This is a genomic window from Vibrio sabulosilitoris (assembly GCF_055391395.1).
This window is the reverse complement of record NZ_AP029599.1, coordinates 275,110-300,451: the sequence shown is the minus strand read 5'-3', so window position 1 is coordinate 300,451 and position 25,342 is coordinate 275,110. Positions and strand designations below refer to the sequence as shown.

22 protein-coding genes, 1 tRNA gene and 2 rRNA genes are annotated in these 25,342 nt (G+C 49.8%); 13 read left to right on the top strand and 12 right to left on the bottom strand.

Annotated elements, in window-relative coordinates:
- The first annotated feature begins 184 nt into the window (after positions 1-184).
- The 3 genes from ACZ5R2_RS01555 to ACZ5R2_RS01545 all read left to right on the top strand — a co-directional run bounded on the left by ACZ5R2_RS01555 (position 185) and on the right by ACZ5R2_RS01545 (position 3,449).
- Positions 185-3,071: ribosomal RNA gene (locus ACZ5R2_RS01555) — 23S ribosomal RNA — on the top strand.
- A 128-nt stretch (positions 3,072-3,199) separates the two neighbouring features.
- A 5S ribosomal RNA gene (rrf, locus tag ACZ5R2_RS01550) occupies positions 3,200-3,316 on the top strand.
- Positions 3,317-3,372: 56 nt separating this feature from the next.
- A tRNA-Asp gene (locus ACZ5R2_RS01545) sits at positions 3,373-3,449 on the top strand.
- Positions 3,450-4,216: 767 nt separating this feature from the next.
- On the opposite strand, the gene ACZ5R2_RS01540 is transcribed toward ACZ5R2_RS01545, so the two are convergent.
- The 3 genes from ACZ5R2_RS01540 to ACZ5R2_RS01530 are packed head-to-tail and all read right to left on the bottom strand — an operon-like array spanning position 4,217 to position 7,277.
- Positions 4,217-4,915 carry a phosphatase PAP2 family protein gene (locus ACZ5R2_RS01540; RefSeq protein WP_464900488.1) on the bottom strand — a complete coding sequence of 233 codons (699 nt, stop codon included), beginning with the start codon at positions 4,913-4,915 and terminating at the stop codon, positions 4,217-4,219.
- Positions 4,899-6,356, bottom strand: a complete 1,458-nt coding sequence (locus tag ACZ5R2_RS01535; RefSeq protein ID WP_464900487.1) for an ArnT family glycosyltransferase — start codon at positions 6,354-6,356, stop codon at positions 4,899-4,901. Before ACZ5R2_RS01535 ends, ACZ5R2_RS01540 begins: the two co-directional genes overlap by 17 nt.
- A gap of 6 nt (positions 6,357-6,362) precedes the next feature.
- A complete protein-coding gene (locus ACZ5R2_RS01530; protein ID WP_464900486.1) occupies positions 6,363-7,277 on the bottom strand; it encodes a lysylphosphatidylglycerol synthase transmembrane domain-containing protein in 915 nt (304 codons plus the stop codon).
- An 83-nt stretch (positions 7,278-7,360) separates the two neighbouring features.
- Here ACZ5R2_RS01530 and ACZ5R2_RS01525 point away from each other — a divergent pair, with 83 nt between their 5' ends.
- Positions 7,361-8,368 (top strand): glycosyltransferase family 2 protein, encoded by a 1,008-nt coding sequence (locus tag ACZ5R2_RS01525; RefSeq protein WP_464900485.1) that lies wholly within the window; start codon positions 7,361-7,363, stop codon positions 8,366-8,368.
- A 128-nt stretch (positions 8,369-8,496) separates the two neighbouring features.
- Here the strand turns inward: ACZ5R2_RS01525 and ACZ5R2_RS01520 are convergent, their stop codons facing one another.
- Genes ACZ5R2_RS01520 through hemC form a run of 4 tightly spaced genes read right to left on the bottom strand, consistent with a single transcriptional unit; the run spans position 8,497 to position 12,581 of the window.
- On the bottom strand, positions 8,497-9,675 hold the full coding sequence (locus ACZ5R2_RS01520; RefSeq protein WP_464900484.1) for a heme biosynthesis HemY N-terminal domain-containing protein: 1,179 nt from the start codon (positions 9,673-9,675) through the stop codon (positions 8,497-8,499).
- Entirely contained in the window at positions 9,675-10,907 is a 1,233-nt protein-coding gene (locus tag ACZ5R2_RS01515; protein WP_464900483.1) for a uroporphyrinogen-III C-methyltransferase, read from the bottom strand. The genes ACZ5R2_RS01520 and ACZ5R2_RS01515 overlap by 1 nt, the downstream gene beginning before the upstream one ends.
- Positions 10,900-11,646, bottom strand: a complete 747-nt coding sequence (locus ACZ5R2_RS01510) for a uroporphyrinogen-III synthase (RefSeq protein ID WP_464900482.1) — start codon at positions 11,644-11,646, stop codon at positions 10,900-10,902. The genes ACZ5R2_RS01515 and ACZ5R2_RS01510 overlap by 8 nt, the downstream gene beginning before the upstream one ends.
- Entirely contained in the window at positions 11,646-12,581 is a 936-nt protein-coding gene (gene hemC / locus ACZ5R2_RS01505) for a hydroxymethylbilane synthase (RefSeq protein WP_464900481.1), read from the bottom strand. Before hemC ends, ACZ5R2_RS01510 begins: the two co-directional genes overlap by 1 nt.
- Before the next feature lie 333 nt (positions 12,582-12,914).
- Between hemC and ACZ5R2_RS01500 the strand changes: the two genes are divergently transcribed.
- On the top strand, positions 12,915-15,446 hold the full coding sequence (locus ACZ5R2_RS01500; RefSeq protein WP_464900480.1) for a class I adenylate cyclase: 2,532 nt from the start codon (positions 12,915-12,917) through the stop codon (positions 15,444-15,446).
- 12 nt (positions 15,447-15,458) lie between these two features.
- Here the strand turns inward: ACZ5R2_RS01500 and cyaY are convergent, their stop codons facing one another.
- Positions 15,459-15,773, bottom strand: coding sequence for an iron donor protein CyaY (gene cyaY / locus ACZ5R2_RS01495; RefSeq protein ID WP_464900479.1), 315 nt, complete (start codon positions 15,771-15,773; stop codon positions 15,459-15,461).
- Between the two features lie 74 nt (positions 15,774-15,847).
- Between cyaY and lptM the strand changes: the two genes are divergently transcribed.
- From lptM to yigB, 6 genes are all read left to right on the top strand, one after another.
- On the top strand, positions 15,848-15,964 hold the full coding sequence (lptM, locus tag ACZ5R2_RS01490; protein WP_464900478.1) for an LPS translocon maturation chaperone LptM: 117 nt from the start codon (positions 15,848-15,850) through the stop codon (positions 15,962-15,964).
- A gap of 88 nt (positions 15,965-16,052) precedes the next feature.
- Positions 16,053-17,306, top strand: coding sequence for a diaminopimelate decarboxylase (gene lysA, locus ACZ5R2_RS01485; protein WP_464900477.1), 1,254 nt, complete (start codon positions 16,053-16,055; stop codon positions 17,304-17,306).
- A 10-nt stretch (positions 17,307-17,316) separates the two neighbouring features.
- Positions 17,317-18,147 carry a diaminopimelate epimerase gene (dapF, locus tag ACZ5R2_RS01480; protein WP_464900476.1) on the top strand — a complete coding sequence of 277 codons (831 nt, stop codon included), beginning with the start codon at positions 17,317-17,319 and terminating at the stop codon, positions 18,145-18,147.
- Between the two features lie 90 nt (positions 18,148-18,237).
- Positions 18,238-18,945 carry a DUF484 family protein gene (locus ACZ5R2_RS01475; protein ID WP_464900475.1) on the top strand — a complete coding sequence of 236 codons (708 nt, stop codon included), beginning with the start codon at positions 18,238-18,240 and terminating at the stop codon, positions 18,943-18,945.
- Positions 18,917-19,870 (top strand): tyrosine recombinase XerC, encoded by a 954-nt coding sequence (xerC, locus tag ACZ5R2_RS01470; protein ID WP_464900474.1) that lies wholly within the window; start codon positions 18,917-18,919, stop codon positions 19,868-19,870. The genes ACZ5R2_RS01475 and xerC overlap by 29 nt, the downstream gene beginning before the upstream one ends.
- A complete protein-coding gene (gene yigB, locus ACZ5R2_RS01465; protein WP_464902402.1) occupies positions 19,870-20,583 on the top strand; it encodes a 5-amino-6-(5-phospho-D-ribitylamino)uracil phosphatase YigB in 714 nt (237 codons plus the stop codon). The genes xerC and yigB overlap by 1 nt, the downstream gene beginning before the upstream one ends.
- Here the strand turns inward: yigB and ACZ5R2_RS01460 are convergent.
- Complete coding sequence (locus ACZ5R2_RS01460) at positions 20,569-21,171, bottom strand: tRNA-uridine aminocarboxypropyltransferase (protein WP_464900473.1); 603 nt, start codon at positions 21,169-21,171, stop codon at positions 20,569-20,571. The two genes, yigB and ACZ5R2_RS01460, sit on opposite strands and share 15 nt — an antisense overlap.
- A gap of 8 nt (positions 21,172-21,179) precedes the next feature.
- The gene (locus ACZ5R2_RS01455) at positions 21,180-22,238 is read right to left on the bottom strand and encodes a COG3650 family protein (protein WP_464900472.1); all 1,059 of its coding nucleotides are present in this window, start codon (positions 22,236-22,238) and stop codon (positions 21,180-21,182) included.
- A gap of 38 nt (positions 22,239-22,276) precedes the next feature.
- On the opposite strand from ACZ5R2_RS01455, the gene ACZ5R2_RS01450 reads away from it, so the two are divergent.
- Positions 22,277-22,735 carry an EVE domain-containing protein gene (locus tag ACZ5R2_RS01450; protein WP_464900471.1) on the top strand — a complete coding sequence of 153 codons (459 nt, stop codon included), beginning with the start codon at positions 22,277-22,279 and terminating at the stop codon, positions 22,733-22,735.
- A 77-nt stretch (positions 22,736-22,812) separates the two neighbouring features.
- Here ACZ5R2_RS01450 and ACZ5R2_RS01445 read toward each other — a convergent pair whose 3' ends face one another.
- On the bottom strand, positions 22,813-23,634 hold the full coding sequence (locus tag ACZ5R2_RS01445; RefSeq protein ID WP_464900470.1) for a Cof-type HAD-IIB family hydrolase: 822 nt from the start codon (positions 23,632-23,634) through the stop codon (positions 22,813-22,815).
- Positions 23,635-23,754: 120 nt separating this feature from the next.
- Positions 23,755-24,765, bottom strand: coding sequence for an alpha/beta fold hydrolase (locus tag ACZ5R2_RS01440; protein ID WP_464900469.1), 1,011 nt, complete (start codon positions 24,763-24,765; stop codon positions 23,755-23,757).
- Between the two features lie 217 nt (positions 24,766-24,982).
- Between ACZ5R2_RS01440 and ACZ5R2_RS01435 the strand changes: the two genes are divergently transcribed.
- The gene (locus ACZ5R2_RS01435; RefSeq protein ID WP_464900468.1) at positions 24,983-25,324 is read left to right on the top strand and encodes a metalloregulator ArsR/SmtB family transcription factor; all 342 of its coding nucleotides are present in this window, start codon (positions 24,983-24,985) and stop codon (positions 25,322-25,324) included.
- Positions 25,325-25,342: the final 18 nt, after the last annotated feature.

Below are 25,342 nucleotides of genomic sequence, written 5' to 3'. Positions count from 1 at the left end.
TTCAAATAAAAGTTCTCAAATCCTATATCGAAAGATGTAGGTACCAACACACATTCAAGTGTTCTTGGAAGTAGCGAAAGCTACTTAATATTTGAGTCCGGCAAAATCGAGTCTGCATCATGTATAAAAATTGCAGACAACTTTGGTTGTTTAACGACAACTCCGAAACTCTTTGGGGTTGTATGGTTAAGTGACTAAGCGTACACGGTGGATGCCTTGGCAGTCAGAGGCGATGAAAGACGTAGTAACTTGCGATAAGCCCAGATTAGGTAGTAACAACCTGTGAGTCTGGGATTTCTGAATGGGGAAACCCACTCTCATAAGAGAGTATCACTAACTGAATACATAGGTTAGTGAGGCGAACCGGGGGAACTGAAACATCTAAGTACCCCGAGGAAAAGAAATCAACCGAGATTCCGAAAGTAGCGGCGAGCGAAATTGGATTAGCCCTTAAGCTTTTAATGATACAGGTGAAGCCTCTGGAAAGTGGCGCGATACCGGGTGATAGCCCCGTAACCGACATATCATAATCAGTGAAATCGAGTAGGGCGGGACACGTGATATCCTGTCTGAATATGGGGGGACCATCCTCCAAGGCTAAATACTACTGACTGACCGATAGTGAACCAGTACCGTGAGGGAAAGGCGAAAAGAACCCCTGTGAGGGGAGTGAAATAGAACCTGAAACCGTGTACGTACAAGCAGTAGGAGCACCTCAAAGTGTGACTGCGTACCTTTTGTATAATGGGTCAGCGACTTATATTCAGTAGCGAGGTTAACCATCTAGGGGAGCCGTAGAGAAATCGAGTCTTAACTGGGCGTCGAGTTGCTGGATATAGACCCGAAACCAGGTGATCTAGCCATGGGCAGGTTGAAGGTTGAGTAACATCAACTGGAGGACCGAACCGACTAATGTTGAAAAATTAGCGGATGACTTGTGGCTAGGGGTGAAAGGCCAATCAAACCTGGAGATAGCTGGTTCTCCCCGAAATCTATTTAGGTAGAGCCTCGGACGAATACTACTGGGGGTAGAGCACTGTTAAGGCTAGGGGGTCATCCCGACTTACCAACCCTTTGCAAACTCCGAATACCAGTAAGTACTATCCGGGAGACACACGGCGGGTGCTAACGTCCGTCGTGGAGAGGGAAACAACCCAGACCGCCAGCTAAGGTCCCAAAGTATAGCTAAGTGGGAAACGATGTGGGAAGGCTTAGACAGCTAGGATGTTGGCTTAGAAGCAGCCATCATTTAAAGAAAGCGTAATAGCTCACTAGTCGAGTCGGCCTGCGCGGAAGATGTAACGGGGCTAAGCTATACACCGAAGCTGCGGCAATACATTTTATGTATTGGGTAGGGGAGCGTTCTGTAAGCCGTCGAAGGTGAACTGTAAGGTTTGCTGGAGGTATCAGAAGTGCGAATGCTGACATGAGTAACGATAAAGGGGGTGAAAAACCTCCTCGCCGGAAGACCAAGGGTTCCTGTCCAACGTTAATCGGGGCAGGGTAAGTCGACCCCTAAGGCGAGGCCGAAAGGCGTAGTCGATGGGAAACGGGTTAATATTCCCGTACTTCTTACAATTGCGATGGGGGGACGGAGAAGGCTAGGTGGGCTTGGCGATGGTTGTCCAGGTTCAAGTGCGTAGGCTTAAGAGTTAGGTAAATCCGGCTCTTTTTAAGGCTGAGACACGATGTCGAGCATCTACGGATGTGAAGTCATTGATGCCATGCTTCCAGGAAAAGCCTCTAAGCTTCAGATTGTAAGGAATCGTACCCCAAACCGACACAGGTGGTCGGGTAGAGAATACCAAGGCGCTTGAGAGAACTCGGGTGAAGGAACTAGGCAAAATGGTACCGTAACTTCGGGAGAAGGTACGCTCCTCGCGGTGAAGTCCCTTGCGGATGGAGCTATGGGGAGTCGCAGATACCAGGTGGCTGCAACTGTTTATTAAAAACACAGCACTGTGCAAAATCGTAAGATGACGTATACGGTGTGACGCCTGCCCGGTGCCGGAAGGTTAATTGATGGGGTTAGACTTAGGTCGAAGCTCTTGATCGAAGCCCCGGTAAACGGCGGCCGTAACTATAACGGTCCTAAGGTAGCGAAATTCCTTGTCGGGTAAGTTCCGACCTGCACGAATGGCGTAATGATGGCCACGCTGTCTCCACCCGAGACTCAGTGAAATTGAAATCGCTGTGAAGATGCAGTGTACCCGCGGCTAGACGGAAAGACCCCGTGAACCTTTACTACAGCTTGGCACTGAACATTGAGCCTACATGTGTAGGATAGGTGGGAGGCTTTGAAGCAGGTACGCCAGTATCTGTGGAGCCATCCTTGAAATACCACCCTTGTATGTTTGATGTTCTAACTTAGACCCCTTATCGGGGTTGAGGACAGTGCCTGGTGGGTAGTTTGACTGGGGCGGTCTCCTCCCAAAGAGTAACGGAGGAGCACGAAGGTGGGCTAATCACGGTTGGACATCGTGAGGTTAGTGCAATGGCATAAGCCCGCTTGACTGCGAGAATGACAATTCGAGCAGGTGCGAAAGCAGGTCATAGTGATCCGGTGGTTCTGTATGGAAGGGCCATCGCTCAACGGATAAAAGGTACTCCGGGGATAACAGGCTGATACCGCCCAAGAGTTCATATCGACGGCGGTGTTTGGCACCTCGATGTCGGCTCATCACATCCTGGGGCTGAAGTCGGTCCCAAGGGTATGGCTGTTCGCCATTTAAAGTGGTACGCGAGCTGGGTTTAGAACGTCGTGAGACAGTTCGGTCCCTATCTGCCGTGGGCGTTGGAAGATTGAAGGGGGCTGCTCCTAGTACGAGAGGACCGGAGTGGACGAACCTCTGGTGTTCGGGTTGTGATGCCAATCGCATTGCCCGGTAGCTAAGTTCGGAATCGATAACCGCTGAAAGCATCTAAGCGGGAAGCGAGCCCTGAGATGAGTCTTCCCTGATACTTTAAGTATCCTTAAGGGTTGTTCGAGACTAGAACGTTGATAGGCAGGGTGTGTAAGCGTTGTGAGGCGTTGAGCTAACCTGTACTAATTGCCCGTGAGGCTTAACCATACAACACCCAAAGGGTTTTGATGGACTCAAAGCTAAGAACTTTGAATGTGTATTAAGAACTTTAACAGCTTTCCGAATATTTTGGCTTTTAGCTTTTTTAAAAAGCTGAAAACCAAAGCAAGAATTTGCTTGGCGACCATAGCGATTTGGACCCACCTGATTTCCATGCCGAACTCAGAAGTGAAACGAATTAGCGCCGATGGTAGTGTGGGGCTTCCCCATGTGAGAGTAGGACATCGCCAGGCTTTGAACATTATCTGTTTAAAGCACTCTAGAGATAAGACTTTAAATAGACCACTGCGGAGTGGTAGTTCAGTTGGTTAGAATACCGGCCTGTCACGCCGGGGGTCGCGGGTTCGAGTCCCGTCCACTCCGCCACTTATATTAAGCCCAAGTCGAAAGACTTGGGCTTTTTTCGTTCTTCAGAGGCGAGATCACTTCGTTGCGAGAAACGAGAAACGAGAGTCGAGGGGCGGGGACGTTGCACTTCGGGGACGCTAGCGCTTCGAGGAGCGAGTGGTTTTTTGCTCGTTGTGCTACATGTATTACTTCCCGTGACTAGCCTAGTGGAGCGTCTAATGTCGAGCCAATTGGTTATCCTATTCTTGTTTACCTTTCTTCTCTGACGCCATGTTCCTCAACGTGATGCTCTTCAACATGACTGTGGCATGAGTTATTAAGATACCTGATAAGAGGCGCTGATGGCGATGCTGAGTCAGAGCCAAGAATACTTACCTTCATAATCTACAGCGCCTAGTGTTCGACAAAGTTGCTGCAAGAGCTCTAGATTAGAGATTCGCGAGTCTTCATCTCAACTTAAAACCTTCGGTCATTTACCTTTTCAATATCACCGTATGTTCTTCTGTCTGTGTCCTTAAATCAGGTTAAGTAAATGATTTGCAAGACCGACACAGAGCGAAACTGATAATCTAACCACAAATAATCTGCTTATTTGTCGGTACTCAATTTACATTTATAGAGTGTTAGCTGTGGTTATTTAGGTTGGTGTAAGCATTAGATGCTAGATAGAGAGAGCGTTTAGTTGTAGAGATAGGGAGAGGAAAGTCGCAAAGGGGAAGGAGGGAGTTAAGATATGGACAAGAGGGAGTTAGCAGCGCCTTACAAGGCGCTGCGGGTAAGATAGGCTAGGCTTGCTTCTCTCCGGGTAAGTAGATATAGCGATAGCAAAGCCAGGCGCTGAGGTAGGCAAAGTATCCTGCCCAGGCGACGTCGCTAAAGTGGTGACCGCCTGCGACAATGCGTGCAACGCTGGTTGCTAGATACCATGCAACGATCCCGATGGCTAAGCGTTTAGCGAGCTTTAGTTTGCCTCGCTTGTGTGCAGCGAACGCCAGAACCAGGAAGGCAAGAGGTACGGCAGCGTGACCGGATGGGAAGGACTTACCATAGTTCCCCCAATTGTATTCAAGTACAGCACGATGCGGATGCTTGCCGCCAAACTCTTCGCTTTGAACTGGACGTGGTCGGCCCCAGTTATCTTTGAACACTGAGTTTACGATAAGCCCTGGGCCGACAACTAAGGCAATAAATAGGGCCAGGACTAAACGATTATGCTGACGTCCTTTCTTGAACAACAGACTTGCAATCGCAAAGCCAATGAAGAATAAGAGGCTCGCCGTTACCGCCCAAGGGATGCTGTTATAAAACAGTTGCTCAAGCAGGGCACCACGCAAGAAGAACCCTTCTTCAACTGAATAAAACCATCCACTTACCATCAGGTCGAGATTAAGAAGGCGAGTTGCCACAGTGATTAAGGCAATCACTCCTGTTGCAATTAGAGGGCCTTTCAGCTTAGTTGAGTAATCCTCAAAGGTCATATCCATTAAATCCTTCTACATAATAAACTTGGTAATGAGATTGACGATCCGAGGCACTTTGGCGAGTTATCTCTCCTAATAGTTCAACGGAATCAAAATATTGCTCAAGGCGCTCTTGAGGCATACGTGTGAGGAACAGCATAGGCTGTCGGTGCTCTTCGGTCAGAGGGCGAGTTAACTCAAAGTGACTCTTTATCACTGGACCTGGCGCCCAAGCACGGATTTTGTCACTTGGCTCACCAAAGCCGTAAAACATGGCTTCGGTTATTTCACTGCGGCCATTGGTGACAAAGTCTGCCTCTGGATAGGCCTTAATATAGGTCTGAAGCTGCTCTCCCCAGTCCTGCCAGCCGCGAACACGACGGAAAGGATCTTGCTTGGCGTTGAGCTCAGTATTGGTTGCTTGCAGAATAGGGTCGACCAATTGCACTAGCAGGCCGAGTGCAAGGTTACTGATCAGCATCGCCAGCAGCCACTTGCGTTTGTTTTGCAAGAAATGAGCAATACCAATGATAAACGCCACATAGGCAGGTGCGGCCCAATTTGCATTGTATTTACCCTGCAGGGCAACCAGTGAGATGATCGCCAGCATAGGGAGGCCAAAGTTAATCAGAAGATTGCGCGGTTGCTGGCCTTTAGCCATCCACCACCAAAATACGACATAACCGACTGGCCCTAAGATACCGGCTTGCTCGAGCAAAAAGCTAAACATCTTACCCGGGTAAAGCCCTTGCTTGTCGACATACTCAGCGGTGTGGGAGAAGGTCGGGAAATCATGATGGTAGTTCCAAACCATATTTGGTGCCAAAATCAGCAAGGCAATGGCAGCCATGATCCACAGGCGTGGATTTTTAAGTGTTTTAATATGACCAAAGAACAACATATAGCCAAGCGCGGAGAGGGCAAAGATGGCCATATTGTACTTAGTCAGTAGGCCAAGCCCGCACACCACGGCACAGAGCAGCCAGTCTCGCCATTGGTTGGTCTCAATACTACGGATGAAAAACAACATAGCGCTGCTCCAGAAAAGGAACAGCAGTACGTCCGTTGAGGTGATGGTCGAAGACAGGGCGATACCTGGTAGGGTGATAAACAAGACCCCAGACCAAAACCCCACGCTCTCAGAGACCAGTTTGCGGCCAAGAAGGTAAATTACATAGCTTGAGAGTGGATACACTAAGATAGCTCCAAGCTTGATGGTGTAAACCGAGCTGCCAAATATCGATGTCACGGCGTAAATCAGTGCTGCCACGCCTGGCGGTTTGGAATAGTAGCCCCAATCAAGCTCTTGTGACCACCACCAGTACTGGATCTCATCGACATACAAGTCGAGAGAACTCAGAGACAGTAATCCAGCGCGAATAATGGAGATCACTATAAGAATCGCCCAAAGGGGCTTAATAAGATCACCCGGTTTGGCATCTGGAGAGAACAGATCCTGTTTCATTATAAATTACCCATGGGAAGGCTTCGAGGGCATGGAATAAGCGACCATTGCACCAAAAACCGAATTGAAAAGAATGAATAAATGAGCGTTCACAGCAGCAGCCACCATGTCACTGGTGCTAGCACCATCCATGTATGGCATGAGTCCAACCGAAACCGCCGCTTCATAATTGCCGAAACCTGCCGGTAAGCCTGGCAGCATTCCTGATACCTCACCAATCAATGAGGCTAGCAACGTCTGATCGATGGACAAAAATGTCATGCTGGCAAGAATACCGGCAAACAGTACTACTTTAACTGCCCAGTTAGCCCAAGATAGCAAGTTCATTTGCATAAGTGTCACTGGTGATTGAGGGATGTTTCTCAATAACTTCCACCCCAGACGCGCGTACTTATGACTGCGATAGCGGTATAAAATTCCCACCATAAATCGATAGAGTTTTATCGAGATAAAAGGCAGTACAAATGCCACTGGCAGCCAGATTAACACCAGCCATGGTGACCACAGCCAAAGGGCAAGGCTTGCTGCAATGGAGCCAAGTACATACGCATCAAACAACCGTAGCACAATCAGCGCGGGCACTGAGTCGGTATAAGCGACAGAAAACTTTCTTTTCATTAATAGTGGGAAGGACACTTCGCCGGTTTTTGCCGGTAGCAGGTTAGCCCAGAAGGTCTGTTTCACTACCAGTGAACAGAGACCACTTAGAGAGAGAGTTAAGTTTGATTTCGCGAAGTAGATGCGGATGCGATAGGCTCGAAGAAGGTAGGTAAACCAGTAGAGGGAGATAAAAGCAGCAAGGTGACCCATTGGTATGGCTTGCCACGACGATAACAAAGTATCCCATCCCCAAACCAGCTGTACCACGATAGCAACCGAAACAAAGGTCGCTACTGATAGTAAAGTCGATCGTTTTATCATAGGTATGCTCACACGCCTATTTGGGTTATAGTAGCCAAAACTTTTCGGATGATACCAGATTTTCGTATTGAGAGCAGACTATTATGCACGAGACTAATTCGCTGACCCAGAGCCGCTATAAGGTGAGTGTGGTTGTACCTATCTACAATGAAGAAGAGAGTGTTGGCCCACTGGTTGAAGCAATGAATGAGGCATTGGCTGAGGTTCCGTTCGACTGGGAGTTACTTTTAGTCAATGACGGCAGTTCAGACCGAACTCTGCAAGTTGCGATCGAAGAGCAGAAAAACAACCCAGATCACTTGCGTATTATCGCGCTTCAGCGCAACTTTGGTCAGACGGCTGCAATGCAAGCGGGTATTGAGCAATCAACGGGCGATTACATTGTGACCCTTGATGGTGACCTGCAAAACGACCCTGCGGATATTCCGCGCATGGTTGAGCGTTTGATTGAGCGAGATCTCGACCTTTTGGTCGGCTGGCGTAAAGATCGCAAAGATAAGCTATTGATGCGTAAGTTCCCATCGAAAGTCGCGAACTGGCTGATTGGTAAAGTAACCGGCGTTAAGCTGAACGACTACGGTTGTAGCCTAAAGGTTTATCGTGGCAGCGTGATCCGTCAGGTGAAACTGTATGGTGAGATGCACCGATTCATTCCTGCTTGGGTTGCGTGTCATGTGCCTGTTGACCGAATCGAAGAGGTGGAAGTTAACCACCATGAGCGTCAATTTGGTGAGTCGAAGTACACCATCTCACGCGTCTACCGCGTGATCCTAGATTTGTTGTCAGTGGTTTTCTTTATGCGCTTTCGCGCGCGCCCGGCGCACTTCTTCGGTCCTATCGGACTCGGCTTTGGTACCATTGGTAGCTTGATGATGATGGTGCTGGCGTGGGATAAGTTTATCCTAGGTGAAGCGATCGGCGACCGTCCAATGCTGACTGTCGCAGTACTACTGATCATGATGGCGATTCAATTTGTGACTACCGGTGTGCTTGCTGAGATCTTGAGTCGCACCTATTATGAGTCTTCAGACAAATCGACGTATGAGTTTACTGAGATTCAAGTTGAGCGTGAGCAGCCAACTCAAGAATAATTGTCTATGACGTTGCTCTAGTGCCGAGTACCGCGTTAATCACTGCCGGTACGTCGCAATAGAGTGAGCTGAAAAAAGCCGATATCTAGAATGATATCGGCTTTTTGCTTAATGGAGCGGTGGGCTTCTTATGCCTTGACTAAGGTCAGCGCCTTGCGTGAGACATCACGCGCAGCTTGATTGAGGTCTTGCTGGTCAAGAGCTTCGGCAAGATAGGCATAATCGGAAACACTGGAGCGCTTGGCGAGTGCAAGTTCAAAGTGTTTCTGCGCTTCAGCCCACTGTTGATCATGCAGGTAGAGTTGGCCAAGCGCACTGTGAGCGTCGGCATTCTCCGGCTGCTTTTTGACAATGCCACTTAGGAATTGGCGAGCCGGGTGGCGATCACTCAGGTTCATATCAGCAATAAGCTGGTACAGCTCTGGGCTCGATTGCTTTTTCAGCGTGTCTTTAACCAGTCCAAACGCTTCATAGTCGGCTTTGCGCTCAATGAGTTGCTTGACCATGGCGACAACCAATTCAACCTCGGTTTTGGTCTTCTTCGCCAGCCCTTGCCAGTGCGCCAATAAGCCTTCGCTGCCCTGCTGCTGAGCCACATCTTCAATCAGGCCTGATTGCGCCATGATGGTGTAATGATGAGCATCTTGGCTAGAGATGGCGTTGACCTTGGTTAGGCTTGGGATGATGTCGATCAGTGGCTGCCATAACTTCAGCTCCACGTAGGCCGACTTGAGTAGATCCAACACCATAGCATTGTTAGGATACTGAGCTTTTAGCGAACTCAGGGTATCGAAAGCCTGCTCAAAGTGTTTGCTGCGAATATTCTGCTTGGCACGGGTGAGACCAACCGCTAAATCAGACTCTTCTTGCTCAGCGGCTTTGGCAAGGTACTGTTGGCTTTTCTCTGTCAGGCCTTGATTGAACGCAGCCTCTGCCGCGACGAGGTAGCAGAGCATCGGCATATCGTGGTGACTGGCCCAGCGCAGGACTTTCTTTTCGGCGAGTTTAAAATCCCCTTCAAGCAGCTTGATGATGCCCTCATTGGTGTAGCGACGAGAGCGCTTGAGTTTACGTAAGCTAAACCAGTTCCAGGTATTGGATGTTGCGCGCAAGGCACGCTTTAATACGTACTCGGTAAAAAATAGCGCCGCAAGCGCAATCACCATAAACACCACCAAGGTGGTGACACTCATCTCGATGGTTTTATTCGCAAATGAGATCAATACATAGCCTTGATGGCCCGCGTACTGAGTACCAACAAATAGGCCAGCGCCGAGGATAACAAATAGAAACACCATTCTAAACATTACTTCTCCTCCTCACCGATACCACTTACTTCACGACGCAGGCGATCGCGGATGATGTCTTCCAATGGCTGTTGTGAGGCAAGCTTGGTGGGGTAGTCGACACTCACCTCTTGCTCTGCTAGCTCTGCTAGGGACTGGCGGAATTGCTTGACTTGGTGATTTTCTTGATCGAAGAAGGTCGCGCTCCACTCACGGGCGTTCTCAAGCGAGATCTGATAGACCTCACCTTGCTCTAGGTACACCGCACGAATCGCGGTTTCGAGCTTGCCTTTGATGTTCTCACTTAGGTAAAAGTGCTGCTGTGGTGAGAGCAGTGGGATCACGCTGCCATCTCGACTGCGGAAGGTGATAAAGTTTTCGCTGAATGATTTAAGTGAGTTTTTCAGGTTCTCTTGCCAGTCATTGATATCGGTTGAAACAGTCAGCGGTTCCTCAATGGGCGCTTCTGGCAAGATGGCGTTGGCGAGTGGCAATCCGTCGACTTGTTGCTGCAGTGCAGTAAGGCGCAAGACCAGACCATCTCGGTCGATCAGTGGGATCCCCTTAAGCTCGGTGATATCCGTCGCAAGCTGCTGGCGAAGCGGGACTAGGCTTGGATCGTTGAGCGCAGCAATGCGCTGATCGGCGGTTTCCATCAATCGAGTAGCAGTGTTGACGTCTTTTTCTAGAAACAGCTTGCGTCCGGCTAGCTTGACTAGGTGGTCAGCCTCAGCGAGCAGCCAGTCATTGGGCCGACGGCCTTTGACATCGGCAAGCGCTACTTGAAGGCTCTCAATACTATTTTGTTGCTGTTCAATGGCTACGTCGGCACGGTTACTCAGCTCAGCGGCTTGTTCAAGTGTGCTGGCTTTGGTTGCCTCTAGGGTTCGAGACAGCTCGCCTTGTTTGGCGTCCAGTTGCGCTCGCAATGCGGCGATCTCAGCCTGGTAGTTTTCACCTTGCTGCTGCAACTTATAAAAACCAGCGGCGCCCACGCCCAAGGCAATAATGATTGCTAGGACGGCCAGAGTATTGCCAGATTTCTTCGGTTTATCGGATGGTGGTGTCGATGGCTGCACATACTCTACGCTTGCTTCAGGCTCGGGCTGTGGCGCTGCCTTGCTTGAGCTGTCGCTGCTCTTTGCCACACTGTCTTGCATGGTTTCAGTGTCTTTTGGGGAGTCAGTCGAAGCGGAGTCGAGTGGGGATGACTTCTTTCCTGCTTCTGATGGCTCATTGTTTTTCTTAGTCATTGTCATTTTCCTTAATCTGAGCTTGAAGAGCACGGCTGATGACACTATTGGATGCACCATGGGTACAGGTTACCGAGCGAAAGCCCAGCTGTGATGCTTGCGTTGCAATGCGCTCACTGGGTACATAGAGGTGACGCTGCTGCAACCAGACTTTGTGTCCCTTGCACATAGATAATAGATGGTTTAGCTGTTCGGTGCTTGTGATAACTACATGTTGTATTTGATTATCTTTCCACTCTGTGATGGTTAATTCTGCATCAAAATAGAGAAGTTTACGCTGATAAACTTCTCGATATTCTACAACAGCCCCTCGACTTGCTAGCTGTTGAAATAATAGTTCTCGTCCGCCGTTACCACGCAAAATAATAATATTCTTACCGCTGACTTGTGATTGAGAAAGATTTGCCAGTGCAAGTAAGTGCTCGCTATCATGAATATCTGGAGTGGTCACAGAGCAGTGACAAACTCGAGCGAGTTGTTTTGCCGTGCTTGTTCCCACAGCAAGATACTCACAACTTGCTGGCCATTGCTGGATGTGGGGGGCACTAAAGTGAACGGCGTACTGGCTGACGGCGATAATGATGTCTGCACGATGAAGCGCAGGCTCAAGAGGCTCAGCGAGGTCTCGGGCTTGAATCGCGATCAGGGGGAAGTGTTGGGCACAAATGCCCAACTGATTGAGGTGTGCTGTTAATGCTCGCCCAGGTTTATCGGGCCGGGTAATGAGCACAGATTCCATCAACTCTCCTGATACAAGCGCTCTAAGATTGCTTTCGCGCCATCATCCAGCAATTGTTTGGCGAGGGTCGTGCCCAGTTGGGTAGCCTCACTGCGATGACCGCGAATCTCACCACGCACAATCTTAGACCCATCCGGCTCGCCGACTAGGGCCCTGAGCCACAATTGATCGCCCTCCAATAGAGCATAACTGCCAATTGGGACTTGGCAGCCACCCTCGAGCGTGAGGTTCATCGCGCGCTCTGCAGCCACTCGTGTGTGAGTATCGGCATGATTGAGTGGTTCGAGCAGGCCTAGGAGGCGCTCATCATCCAGGCGGCATTCGATGCCAACAGCACCTTGCCCAACGGCTGGAAGCGATTGCTCCGGTTCGATGTAGGCACGAATTCTCGATTCAAGCTCGAGTCTTTTCAGGCCTGCTGCGGCAAGAATGATCGCATCATAGTCACCGGCGTCCAGTTTGCCCAAACGAGTGCCGACATTGCCGCGCAGCTCCTTGATGATTAAATCAGGGCGCGCTTCTTGAAGCTGACATTGACGACGTAGACTACAGGTTCCAACAGTGGCACCGGCGGGCAGTTGCTCTATTGATTCATAGTGGTTGGAGACAAAGGCATCACGTGGGTCTTCACGCTCACAGATCGTCACCAAGCCCAGGCCTGGTGGGAAGTCAACCGGGACGTCTTTCATTGAGTGAACGGCGAGGTCGGCACGACCTTCAAGCATCGCGACCTCAAGCTCTTTGACAAATAGCCCTTTGCCCCCCACTTTGGCCAATGGGGTATCGAGAATCACGTCACCTTTGGTCACCATAGTGACCAGCTCCACTACCAGACCAGGGTGTGCAGCCTCTAACGCCTCTTTCACATAGTGCGCTTGCCATAGCGCAAGCGGACTCTTGCGCGTTGCAATTCGAATCGGGGTGTTGGTATTCATCTGTGTTCTCATTAGCTTAGATGTGGTTTATCCTATCATTAATCGCTACAATGTGACCGCTTTGAATGTCATCAAAAAAGGTGAAATGTTGCTCATAGGTTGGATCAATTAAATTACGTGACCAAGATCACGTGCAGGAAACGAAAAATAATTGGCAACTGAGACCTGAGATGCCAGAGTGGGCGACGGCTAAATTTCATATGAAACGCTGCATTAGCTGGCGATATTCTTTACCTAAACGGAAAAAAGTGTTAGATTGATCACGTTTTGAAGGTTCTTTTGTTCAAAAGTCCGACAAAGTGAGAAATCAAATTACTAACCAAGGACAGTCCCTTGCAGGCATACACCACCAAGCTGATTAACAGACTGGATCTCCTCAACCAGCAACGCATCGAGCGTGCGCTGTCGTTAATGAATGTGCCTTGTCAGCAAGTTTTTAACCTCATTCCGACTCTCCTGCATTTTAACCACCCTATTCTCCCTGGCTTCTATTCAGACCACACACCTTGCGGTATATTCGGGCTTACTCTCGATGAGAATCAACAGAAGTACGTTGAGCGTACAGAGCTTGAGCTGGGTCACTCGTTGACCAACGCCATTGAGCCGGCGATTGAGGCTTTGTATACGATGGGCAGTACCTCATCGATTGGTCAAAGTACCTCAAGTGATCTCGATATTTGGGTGTGTATTTCGTCGACGATGTCGGCAACAGAGCGTGAATCTCTGACCAACAAGTGTTTGCTGATCACCGAGTGGGCAAAAGGCCAAGGGGTAGAAGCGAACTTCTTCTTGATGGACGAACAGCGTTTTCTCCATAACCATTCGGAGGAGATGACCGGGGACAACTGTGGTTCGTCGCAACATATGCTACTACTTGATGAGTTTTATCGTTCAGCAGTTAGGCTCGCCGGTAAACGCCTGTTGTGGCAGATTGTGCCTCCGGAGATGGAAGACTGTTATGACGAGTATGTCAAACAGCTCTGCGTTCAAAAATACATTGACTGCCGAGAGTGGATTGATTTTGGTCAGCTTAATGGCATTCCTGCCGAAGAGTACTTTGGTGCTAATCTGTGGCAGTTGTATAAAAGTATTGATTCCCCATACAAATCGGTTCTTAAGTCGATCTTGCTTGAGGCGTACTCATGGGAGTATCCACATACTCAGCTCTTGAGTTTGGACAGCAAGCGTCGTTTCTTTGCCCAAGATCCCGATCTCTATGGGATGGATTCGTATTATCTGATGCTCGAGAAGGTAACACGCTATCTTGAGCGGATTGGCGATCACGACCGTCTAGATCTCGTACGTCGTTGTTTCTACCTAAAAACCCACGAAAAGCTCTCTAGAGAGCCTGGAGTAGGTGCGGCATCGGTGCCCTGGCGTCGAGAGGCGCTGGCTGAGATGGTCAACGCTTGGGAGTGGCCACAGGATAAAATCCAAGAGCTGGACGATCGCCGTAATTGGAAGGTTGAACAGGTTAAAGTCGTGCACCACTCGCTGCTTGATGCCTTGATGCAAAGTTACCGCAATCTTATCCAGTTTGCCCGCCGTAACAACATCACGTCGGCTATTAGCCCACAAGACATCAGTATCTTGGCGCGTAAACTTTACGCCGCATTTGAGGTATTGCCGGGTAAGGTCACCCTGTTGAATCCGCAGATCTCTCCGGACTTGCACGAGTCTGATCTCACTTTTATTGAGGTCTGTCCGGGCCAGAGTAATCCTGAGGGCTGGTATCTGTACAAACAGCCGCTGGTGGCGCATCGCTTGATAGGTCAGCCGAAGCTTGAGCACAACCAATACCTTAGTAAGCTGGTGGCTTGGTCGTTCTTTAACGGCTTGATCACTGAGTCTACTCGTCTTAATGCCGTGGTGCGCGAAGCCGACATTGATATCGACAAGTTTTATCAAATGGTGGGCGATCTGCGTAACACCTTCTCACTCAATGCCACCAGACCATCGATGGATGCGCTGGCGAGCCCGTGTGAAATCAATCAGCTCGCGATGTTCATTAATTTTGAGCAAGATCCAACGGCGACGTTAGGTAACCGCACCTTCCGTAATGACTTCAAGAACATGAATGTGTTCAGCTTTGGTCAGCAGCATGAGTGTTTGGTCGGCAGTGTTGATTTGGTGTACCGCAACTCTTGGCACGAGGTTCGTACCTTGCACTTCAAAGGTAAGATGGCGATGCTCGAAGCCCTTAAGACCATGCTCGGCAAGATGCATCATGATGCGATTCGACCTAAGTCAATCGATGTGTTCTGTTACAGTAAGCATCTGCGCGGCGTGATCCGTAATTCAGTCTATCAGTTGTTGGCGGAGTGTATTGATATGCGCCTCAAGCCAACCGAGCAACAAAAGCGTCGTAGTTTTAAAGGGTTGCGTATCGCTGATCAGATGTACGGCCTGTTTTTTGAACGACGTGGTGTGTCGGTAGAGAAGCTCGAGAACTCGATCGACTTTTACCGCACTATATCGAGCAACAAGCTCAAGGGCTCGCCTCTGCTTAAGCTGGATAAAGAGCGTGATTATCAGATGCCTAACATCATCGATAGTTACGCAAGTGAAGGCTTGGTGCAGTTCTTCTTTGAGGATACCGCGTCTAGTGGCTTTAATATCTATGTCTTAGATGAGTCGAATCAGGTAGAGGTTTATCAAAAGCTGGTCGGTGAAAAAGATGAGTTGATCGCCAGTGTGAACAGCTTCTACACCTCGGTCAAAGATGAGCGTTCGATCTCTTCTAAGCTGATCAACTTTAATCTGCCGCAGTACTATGAAGTGGTGCACCCAACTGAGGGTGAAAGCTACGTCATACCGTATCGTAACAGCGATTCCAAGCGCTCACGCAAAGTGGCCAGCGCTTAGAAGCGTGCTGTCTTAATCCCAGTCGATATCTTCGCCAGCGTGCTTTTCGCACTCGGCTTTGACCATTGCAATTAGCTCTTGGCCTGTCTTAGAGCACATCCAGGCCTCACCTGACCACTGGAAGTGAAACCCTCCAGATTTTGAGGCTAACCATATCTCGCGCATTGGCTCTTGGCGATTAATAATGATCTGGCTGCGGTCTTCAAATTCCAATGTCATGACATTGCCTGACGTCTCGTAGTCGATGTCAGCACCAGAGTCGTCAATCATCTCCTCAATGGTTTCCATTTGAATATCGGCGAGTTGATGAAATTCAGTCTCGTTCATCGGTCCATCCTATTGCTTTTCTTAATTGTGGTGCGATTATAGGGGGCATCGAAAAAATAATCACGACAAGCATTATGAAAAACTTCTTGGCAGTTATTTTTATGCTCTCGTCTCTGGCTCTTGTTGGGTGCGGTCAATCTGGCGCGCTAACATTGCCACAAGACGATACGCAAAACGAACAAGCGCAATAATCACTGGATAATTGCACAACACGCACTTAGATGCTCTGGATGTGAAAACACCAGGATAAAACCATCGGTCAGATTAAGGGAAACAAACTTGGATTACTTCAACTATCAGGGAGATGGCCAGCTTTGGGCAGAAGATGTCGCATTGACTTCTCTCGCAGAGCAACACGGAACCCCTCTATACGTATACTCACGCGCCACTCTCGAGCGCCATTGGAATGCGTTTGATAAATCGGTGGGCGATCACCCACACTTGGTCTGTTATGCGGTTAAAGCCAACTCTAACTTAGGTGTTTTGAACGTGCTGGCACGCCTTGGCTCAGGCTTTGATATCGTCTCTGGTGGTGAGCTAGAGCGTGTGGTCGCAGCGGGCGGTGATCCTAAAAAGGTCGTGTTCTCTGGTGTCGGTAAGACAGAAGCCGAGATGAAGCGCGCATTAGAACTTGGGATCAAGTGTTTTAATGTTGAATCCGAGCCAGAGCTGGAGCGACTGAACAAAGTGGCGGGAGAGCTGTCTCTGATTGCGCCGATCTCGCTGCGGATTAACCCTGATGTCGATGCCAATACTCACCCGTACATCTCAACGGGTCTGCGCGAGAACAAATTTGGTATAGCTTTTGACCGCGCACCAGCGGTGTACAAGTTTGCCCAAGGGCTAGAAAATCTCGCGATTCACGGCATCGATTGCCATATTGGCTCACAGCTCACCGATATCGAGCCATTTATTGATGCGACTGACCGTTTGCTTGCCCTAATTGATGAGCTTAAGCAGCAAGGGATCACCATTAAGCACCTCGATGTTGGTGGTGGCCTTGGTGTGGTTTATCGTGACGAAATGCCTCCTCAGCCATCGGACTATGCGCGTGCCCTAATGGAGCGCCTGGTGAACCACGCCGACCTTGAGCTTATCTTTGAGCCGGGTCGTGCCATCGCGGCTAACGCTGGGGTACTTGTAACTAAAGTTGAGTTCCTCAAGCACACCGAGCATAAGAATTTCGCGATTGTAGATGCGGCAATGAACGATCTGATGCGTCCAGCGCTGTATCAAGCTTGGCAAGACATCGTGCCGGTTGTCCCGCGCCAAGGTGAGAAAACCTCTTACGACCTTGTCGGGCCAATCTGTGAAACGGGTGACTTTATCGGTAAAGACCGTGACTTATCGCTTGAGCAGGGCGATCTCTTGGCCGTGCGCTCGGCAGGGGCTTATGGCTTTGTCATGTCATCCAATTACAACACACGTGCACGCGTTGCTGAGGTGATGGTTGATGGCAATCAGGTGCACCTAGTACGCCAGCGCGAAGAGCTTTCGAGTCTGTGGGCGCTAGAGCAAGTATTACCGGAGTAATGAGTTACTAATGCACTTTCACTTTTCTAAAATGCATGGTTTGGGTAATGACTTTATGGTCGTTGACTGCATTACCCAAAATATCTTCTTTTCACCTGAGCTGATCCGCCGTTTGGCGGATCGTCATACTGGGGTCGGCTTTGACCAGCTTTTGGTGGTTGAGGCGCCTTACGATCCAGAAACCGACTTCCACTATCGAATTTTTAATGCCGATGGGAGTGAGGTTGAGCAGTGTGGTAATGGGGCGCGATGCTTCGCACGCTTTGTGCGCATGAAGGGGTTGACCAATAAGTTCAGCATCAGTGTCAGCACCAAAAAAGGCAAGATGATCCTTAATATTGAAGAGGATGACCAGGTCACGGTGAATATGGGTGTGCCAGAGTTTGAGCCGAATAAGATCCCTTTTAAGGCCAAACAGCAAGAGAAGACCTATATCTTACGAGCGGACGACAAAACCCTGTTTTGTGGCGCGGTTAGCATGGGTAATCCGCATGTTGTGACTGTGGTCGATGATGTTGACTCTGCCGATGTTGAGCGTCTTGGGCCATTACTCGAATCCCATGAGCGTTTCCCTGAGCGCGTGAACGCGGGCTTTATGCAGGTCATTAACCGCAACACGGTGAAACTGCGTGTGTATGAGCGCGGCGCTGGTGAAACCCAGGCGTGTGGCAGCGGTGCCTGTGGGGCGGTTGCTGTGGGTATTTTGCAGGGCTTACTGGATGAAAGCGTGCGCGTGATCTTACCCGGTGGTGAGCTGCGCATCCAATGGCAGGGTGGTAATAAGCCACTGTATATGACTGGACCAGCAACGCACGTCTTCGATGGGCAGCTTTCTTGCTAAATTGCTCTTTCTTAATCAATTGCTAAAGTGTCTTAGGCACCATAGTGCGCTACAATAGCCTCAGTTTCATATTTAGCGCAGGGATTGATTTTGTCTCAAGTGGAAGCCAATGCTTTAACCGCTGAGGTGGTCGCCGAGTATCTTCGCGATCACCCAGATTTCTTTTTATCACGTCCAGATTTGGTCGAGCGCCTTGCGCTTCCACATCAAGACCAAGGTGCGGTTTCCTTAGTGCACGTTCAGTTGCAGCGTCAGCGTCAGCGAATTGAAGAGCTTGAGGAAGAGATCACGGCACTGATGTCACTGGCTCGCCAGAACGATCAAACCTTTCATGACTTTATGAGTCTTCAAGAGCAGGTACTTAAAAGCCGCTCTATCGATGAGGCGATCAAGGCCATCGAGAGCCTGGCTCGCGACCTTGGGTTAAAGGCCTATATCAAGCTGGTGGAAAGCGAGAACTCGTCGATGCAATTGGCCGCGGATGTTTTTCAACGTTTTGTAACCAATCACATCAATGGCAAGCCCGCTTATCTTGGTCGTTTGCGCCAGAGTGACCGCCATGCGCTGTTTAGTCAGGATGAACGCGCACCGGAACTAGGCTCTTACGTGGTGCTGCCTCTCGGGTTTGGCAAACCATACGGACTACTGGCTTTTTCGAGTGACGATGGTGGCCATTTTCAGCCCCAGATGGATACCTTATTCCTGCGTCATTTAGCCCTGGTGTTTACCCATGTGATCAACACCCAACCTTGGCAAGCGGTGGTTTCGGATGAGCGAATCTGTCACACCACCGCCTAGCGAACTGCCCGCAGAGCTGCCAAGAGCCCTTGAGAGGTCGTTGCTGCGTTTCTACGAGTATTTACGCAGTGAAAAATCCCTCAGCCTTCACACTCAGCGTAACTACAAACAGCAGCTAGAAACAATGGCGCATCATCTTGTGCAGATGGGACTCAAAGATTGGTCTCAAGTGGATGCAGGGTGGGTGCGTCAATTGGCCAGTAAAGGGATGCGTGAGGGGATGAAACCAAGCAGTCTTGCGACTCGGCTTTCATCATTGCGCAGCTTTTTTGATTTCTTGGTCTTACGTGGCGAGCTTACCGCTAACCCTGCCAAAGGTGTCTCAGCACCACGTAAACAGCGCCCTCTGCCAAAGAACCTTGATGTTGATGAGGTGGGCCAGCTTCTTGAGGTGGATGAGGATGATCCCTTGTCAATCCGCGACCGAGCCATGATGGAGTTGATGTACGGTGCTGGCTTACGTTTGGCTGAACTTGTGAGTATTGATGTGCGTGATATCTCCATGCGCGCCGGCGAGATCCGAGTGGTCGGTAAGGGAGATAAGGAACGCAAAGTCCCTTTCTCAGGGCAAGCTCAAGAGTGGGTGGCGCGCTGGCTTAAGGTGCGCTCGAGCCTACTGAAGGGTAATGAAAAGGCGCTGTTTATCTCTAAGCTTGGCCAGCGGATCTCCCATCGTAATGTGCAAAAGCGTATGGCGGAATGGGGGCAAAAGCAGGCTGTCGCCAGCCACATTAGCCCGCACAAACTGCGCCATTCGTTTGCCACTCACGTATTAGAGTCGAGCAACAACCTGCGCGCGGTGCAAGAGCTTTTGGGACACGAGAATATCTCAACCACCCAAATCTACACCCACTTGGACTTCCAACACCTCGCTCAAGCGTATGATCAGGCTCATCCTCGAGCCAAGAAAAAGGAAACCGATTGATGCTGTTTTACCGCTCTTTTGCTCCCATCAAGGCAATGACGTTTGACCTAGATGATACCCTGTATGACAACCGCCCAATCATTATGCGGGTGGAGCAGCAGGCAACGGCTTGGTTATTGCAGCAGCACCCAATCGCTCAGAGCCGTCCACTGGCGTGGTGGCAACAACATAAACGCCAGGTACTCGAGCAAGCCCCGGAGCTTATCCACGATGTTACTCGCTGGCGTCATCGCCAGATTGAGTCTGGCTTGTCTGAGCTTGGCTATGACGCCGAGCAAGCAAGGCTAGCGGCAAATGCCGCCATTGCCGAGGTATTGCGTTTGCGCAGTGACTTTACTGTGCCCGAGCAAAGTTATCGTGTGATGCGTGAGCTTGCTAGTCGCTACCCGTTGATTGCCATCACTAATGGTAACGTTGACGTTGAGAGGATTGGATTAGGTGAGTATTTCCAGCAGGTCTATCAAGCCGGGCCTGATGGTCTGAGCAAACCTTATCCAGAGATGTTTGATAAAGCGATCGCGCACCTAGGCCTACCGGCTGGCGAGGTGTTGCACGTGGGGGATCATCTGCGTTCCGATGTGCTTGGTGCTCAGCATGCGGGCATGAGAACGTGCTGGATTAACGACCAAGGCGCAAATCTGCGCTCAGCCAAGCACGCTCGTGTGCTGCCCGATGTTGAGATCCGCCACTTGAAATCGCTACTCAGCTTTTAGCGCGTGACCGCTCTTGTCGGCTTGGTAGCTCGCCATATAAAAATCAAGAAACGGCGCAATCTGTTCGGCGCTGTTTCCATCTCCTTCCACTCTTAAAAGCTCAGCGACCACCTCCAAAGTACACAGATTACCAGCGGATTGGTTGCGTCTTAAGTGGTAGCCAGAGGCTTGATTGGTTGCGAGTTCCACCTTGGGTAGTGCTTGTAGCCAAGCGCTCTTATTGAGCATCTTTTTGGCTTCTTGCCAGGTGGCATCGATAACAATATACAGCGGCGGTACAGCCTTTAGAGTATTTAGAACATGATGATCTTTTTGCTCCAAAAGCTGACTATCCTCACCCGGAAAGACCACTAAGGGCCGATAATCACCACTCTCTATTTGCTCGATTAACCGCTCGGGCAACACCTTACGTTGCCAAACATGAACCTCGCAGTGTGGCAGCATTTTATGCGCCCAGCGTCCGGTATTGGTCTCACGACTCAGCTCATTCTCATGCGTAAGCAGCGCAATATGAACATGGTTATCAAGCTTGGGCACCTTGGCGCAAATACATTGGTGGATCAAGCCGCAACTGCTGCACCTATTCACCACTGGAGTCACTGTTGAGGGCTCGAGGTCGTTTGCTTGGCGGCTTTGAACAGGGTCAGGCCCCCGTTGGCTATCGGATACACTATATCGCTGACTTGCTCCTTATCCGCCTTAAGCAATTCACCCTCACGGGTAAAGATACGCTGTGAGACCAAGTGCTGTCGCTGGTGGCGCGTCATGGTTACCATTACTTGATGATCGTTGAGCTGTTGCCAATAGCCTTGCTCGACGGTTGAGGGCTGGCCATCGAGGTACTCATAGGTGGTGCGAGCACTGTGATCGGCATTGAGCTCAAGGTGGATGTTGAACTGTGGATTGTCGGTGGCAGCGGCTTGATATGCGCCGACCCACTCCAAGCTGTGATCTTGACTCGACAAGGTGGCGCAGCCTTGGTAGTCCCTGTCGGATAATGACAGACTAGACTGCCAGCCATAGAGTGAATCACTCATGCCATCGCTACAAGCTTGTTGGGTTAGGGTAAGAGACTGGCCCTTATCAAGGGTGTACGAACGCTGCTGTTGAGCGCTTTGCTGCGCTTTGATTGCGATTACGCTCGGCTCTTGTCCCATTTGAGCAAAGCTTAGTCCCTGAGGCTCAAAGCTTGCTGACCAAAAAGGTTCGGTGCCAAATGCTCGTGTGGATCTGAGATCTTGATTACAGCGATTCGGGTTCTCCGCGCTGAGAATATTGACGGCGGTGACATTAAGCACGCCATCGTAATCCGAATCAAAGCCATGATGGCTCGGCGGAGTTAGATAGCCGATGAGCTCGCCGTACAAGGGCTGATAGGGGCGAGCGGTCAGAGACATCGCTTGCTCACGTTGCTCAATAGGCATATTAACCCAGTACTGCTGCGAACTGCCACAGGGCTTGATCGCACGAGTCTCATGGCCCAGAACGACTTCTCCACGAATGATAAAGGGTTGCGGTGCGATGGTTTCAGGGGCGTCGAGACTGGCCATGATTGGAGCGACGTTGACCTCTTGGGTGTCGCTTGATGGCATGGTGGAGCAGGCCTGAATAAGGACGAGGCTCGACAATGCCAGTGGGCTTCTTAGCGCCTTCATGATATATCTTCCTGAAGTTATATTAGATGGAAACGATTATGGCACATTGGTTGTTTAAAACCGAACCAGATAGCTTCTCTATAGACAGCCTACAGCAGCAAAAGGTTTCATGTTGGGAGGGCGTGCGTAACTATCAAGCACGTAATATGCTGCGCGATCGGGTAAAACTCGGCGATGAGGTGCTTATCTATCACTCATCCTGCAAACAGGTGGGTGTTGCCGGGATTGCCAGAGTGGTAAAGGAGTCTTATCCGGATCATTTTGCTTTTGATCCAACCAGTGAGGTTTTTGACCCCAAGTCTCATCCAGACAATCCACGCTGGATGATGGTGGATATTGAATTTGTGCGCAAAACCCAGCGCTTGATCCCCCTGTCTGAGCTTAAGGCTCTCCCGGAACTGAGCGAGTTACCTCTGGTTCGACGTGGTAATCGCCTGTCGGTGATGCCCGTTGCCGAGCATGAATGGCATGCTATCTTGGCGCAAGAGCATCGTTAGTTTGCTAGGAAAAGAAAAGGCGATCGAAGATCGCCTTTGGTGCAGAGCATGCTAAGCGCATCATAGCTTGGGGGGACTTAGCTCAGGAGCTGCTCATGCAAGTACACGGCAACCGCGTCATCCGCGTTACTGCCAATCACGGTATTATTTGGCAGGGCGGTTTTGACCTTGTGGTGAGCATCGCCCATCACCAGTCCTTTACCTGCCATGGTCAGCATCTCAACGTCGTTCATGCCATCACCAAAGGCAAGGCAATTGTCTAAGTTTTTACCCAGTGAGGTTACGATGACGTTTAGCGCCTCACCTTTCGATACGTCTGCCGCCATGACCTCAAGACACCATGGAGTCGAGAAGGCGATATTAATTTGATGGCCAAAGTTAGCGATCAGCTTATCTTCCAGTTTAACCAGATAGTCATGGTCTTTATCAGGGTGAGTGAAGAAGATCTTGGCAATGCCCTCATCTGGAGCATGGTTGGCATCAAAAAGTTGATAGGTAAAGCCAGTCTCCTCATGGAAGTTCTTTAGCAACCCATCCTCTTTATTCAACAGCCACTCTTCATTTTGATAAAGGTGGATGTAAAGGTTCGGGTCATCCTTGGCTAAGTCCACCACGGACTGAACCAGAGACTGAGGGACATTCTTACTGTACATCAAGTTGTCGTCTTGGTCGTGAACGCGGGCGCCGTTGGCGGTGATCATATACCCAGGTATGCCAGCATTAGCGCGAATTCCAGCGACATCGACATGGTGACGACCGGTAGCAAAGATAAAGGTATAACCTTTTTGTGCCAATTGCTTGAGTGTCTCTATGGTGTAGCCACTCAGCTGGTGGTCAGGGGCAAGTAAGGTACCATCCAAGTCTGAGGCAACAATCGAAAAAGGTGAATTTGCTTTCATGGTTCTCTCATCATCACAGTGGATGAGTTGCCCCATCCAGATAGACGGGTAAGTCTTCACTTACCCGAGCCGTTGATGATTATCATAAGCGAAAACTCACCTCAGAAAGAGGGTAAATATTTAATCAATCAGTTCCTCTTTTCCTGAGCTTCTGGCACTGGCAAAAAAGGCCAGTATGCGATTTAAAGTTGGCTGACGATATTGGTCCTGCTCGAACAGCAGCTCATGACGCGCCCCGTTAATGACCTCAAATGCACAGTCTTTACGAGTTGCGGCGAGCTTGTGCATAAACTCATCTTGCGCTGTATTAGCGACGATTTGCTCCTCGCTGGCTTGGAGCACAAGCAGTGGAACAGCAATCTTGTCGGTTTGCGCATGAATGGCCTTGGTGGCCTTGAGGCTTTGCCAAACCCAGTGTGTGCTTGGTCCCCCCAGTCTAAGCTGGGGCATGGTGTCATAAAGCTGACGAAACCAGTGATAGCGCACCTTACTTTGCGTCAAGCGATTGCCAGCAAAGGGCTTCGGGTAATAAGGTTGGTGCCCAGGTGCATAGTGCGGGGTTTTGACCAGCCAGCTCATCAAACGGGTCAGCGGCAGTGCGATGGGAGCGAGATACTTGGGCATTTCGATCCCCATCATTGGTGCGGTTAATGCGGCTGCGCAGAACGAGGAAGCTAGATGGGTTTGCAGGTAGCGGGTGACAATCGCGCCGCCCATCGAATGACCGAGCAGGTAGCGATGTTGGTAGCCTTTAAGGTCAAACAGTTCTATCAGTGCTGCTAGGTCATCAATATAGTCATCAAACTTTTCAACAAAGCCGATATCAAAATTCTGGGTCAGGCGCTGTGAGATGCCCTGACCGCGATGATCGTGAGAGTAAACGTCATAGCCTTGGTTAACGAGATCATAAATCAGCTCCTGATACTTCCAAAAGCTCTCAACGCGGCCATTAACCAGCACAATCGCTTTATCGTGCTCAGGGCGAGTTACGCTGCACCAAGCTAACTTCACACCATCTTTGGTGATGAACTGTCCCTGATTGCGCTGTTGCCACAGCTCGCTAATGGCGCCCTCAATATTAGTGTCAAAATGGGATTCTTGGCTGAGGGGCTGGGGATGGGATACGCACATATACTTGAGTTTATTCGCTTTGATTCTACAGACTGTAGTATATCGCTTGAGGCCTTGGCATGTTCAAGTCAATTTTTGTGTCGAACAACGACAAACAGAAGAGATTGATTCCCTGCTGAGCAGTTTGATGAAAGTTTTATGACGAAATCGACAATGGTCTTGTACCAGCCAAATAAAAGTGCTTATATATGCCTATCCGTATATATGAATTTGAATTATGCTACCACATCAGTTTTTCAAACTACTCTCAGATGAAACCCGCGTGCGCTGCTTATTGCTGATTGCGCGTGAGGAAAACGGCATCTGTGTTGGTGAACTCACTGAAGCAATTCAAGAGAGCCAGCCGAAAGTGTCACGACACCTAGCGCAGCTGCGTGCGCAGGGACTGGTTCGTGATGAGCGCCGTGGTCAATGGGTGTATTACCACTTGGCAGAAAATCTGCCGGGTTGGGCAAAAAAAGTAATTAACGATATTGCGGCTTCAAACTGCTTGAAGGCGGAGTATCAACAAGATTTAACTCGCTTGCAGGGCATGAATCGTGCCACTTGCTGTGATTGATTTTTAACTCGAAAGAGA

Excerpts from the sequence above, each read along its gene's own strand:
- ACZ5R2_RS01535 (WP_464900487.1), bottom strand. The coding sequence starts at position 6,356 with ATGAAACAGGATCTGTTCTCTCCAGATGCCAAACCGGGTGATCTTATT.
- cyaY (WP_464900479.1), bottom strand. The coding sequence starts at position 15,773 with ATGAACGAGACTGAATTTCATCAACTCGCCGATATTCAAATGGAAACC.
- dapF (WP_464900476.1), top strand. The coding sequence starts at position 17,317 with ATGCACTTTCACTTTTCTAAAATGCATGGTTTGGGTAATGACTTTATG.
- ACZ5R2_RS01520 (WP_464900484.1), bottom strand. The coding sequence starts at position 9,675 with ATGTTTAGAATGGTGTTTCTATTTGTTATCCTCGGCGCTGGCCTATTT.
- ACZ5R2_RS01450 (WP_464900471.1), top strand. The coding sequence starts at position 22,277 with ATGGCACATTGGTTGTTTAAAACCGAACCAGATAGCTTCTCTATAGAC.
- ACZ5R2_RS01530 (WP_464900486.1), bottom strand. The coding sequence starts at position 7,277 with ATGATAAAACGATCGACTTTACTATCAGTAGCGACCTTTGTTTCGGTT.
- ACZ5R2_RS01515 (WP_464900483.1), bottom strand. The coding sequence starts at position 10,907 with ATGACTAAGAAAAACAATGAGCCATCAGAAGCAGGAAAGAAGTCATCC.
- ACZ5R2_RS01435 (WP_464900468.1), top strand. The coding sequence starts at position 24,983 with ATGCTACCACATCAGTTTTTCAAACTACTCTCAGATGAAACCCGCGTG.
- ACZ5R2_RS01455 (WP_464900472.1), bottom strand. The coding sequence starts at position 22,238 with ATGAAGGCGCTAAGAAGCCCACTGGCATTGTCGAGCCTCGTCCTTATT.
- ACZ5R2_RS01525 (WP_464900485.1), top strand. The coding sequence starts at position 7,361 with ATGCACGAGACTAATTCGCTGACCCAGAGCCGCTATAAGGTGAGTGTG.
- xerC (WP_464900474.1), top strand. The coding sequence starts at position 18,917 with ATGAGCGAATCTGTCACACCACCGCCTAGCGAACTGCCCGCAGAGCTG.
- ACZ5R2_RS01440 (WP_464900469.1), bottom strand. The coding sequence starts at position 24,765 with ATGTGCGTATCCCATCCCCAGCCCCTCAGCCAAGAATCCCATTTTGAC.
- hemC (WP_464900481.1), bottom strand. The coding sequence starts at position 12,581 with ATGAATACCAACACCCCGATTCGAATTGCAACGCGCAAGAGTCCGCTT.
- ACZ5R2_RS01445 (WP_464900470.1), bottom strand. The coding sequence starts at position 23,634 with ATGAAAGCAAATTCACCTTTTTCGATTGTTGCCTCAGACTTGGATGGT.
- ACZ5R2_RS01540 (WP_464900488.1), bottom strand. The coding sequence starts at position 4,915 with ATGGATATGACCTTTGAGGATTACTCAACTAAGCTGAAAGGCCCTCTA.
- ACZ5R2_RS01510 (WP_464900482.1), bottom strand. The coding sequence starts at position 11,646 with ATGGAATCTGTGCTCATTACCCGGCCCGATAAACCTGGGCGAGCATTA.
- yigB (WP_464902402.1), top strand. The coding sequence starts at position 19,870 with ATGCTGTTTTACCGCTCTTTTGCTCCCATCAAGGCAATGACGTTTGAC.
- lptM (WP_464900478.1), top strand. The coding sequence starts at position 15,848 with ATGAAAAACTTCTTGGCAGTTATTTTTATGCTCTCGTCTCTGGCTCTT.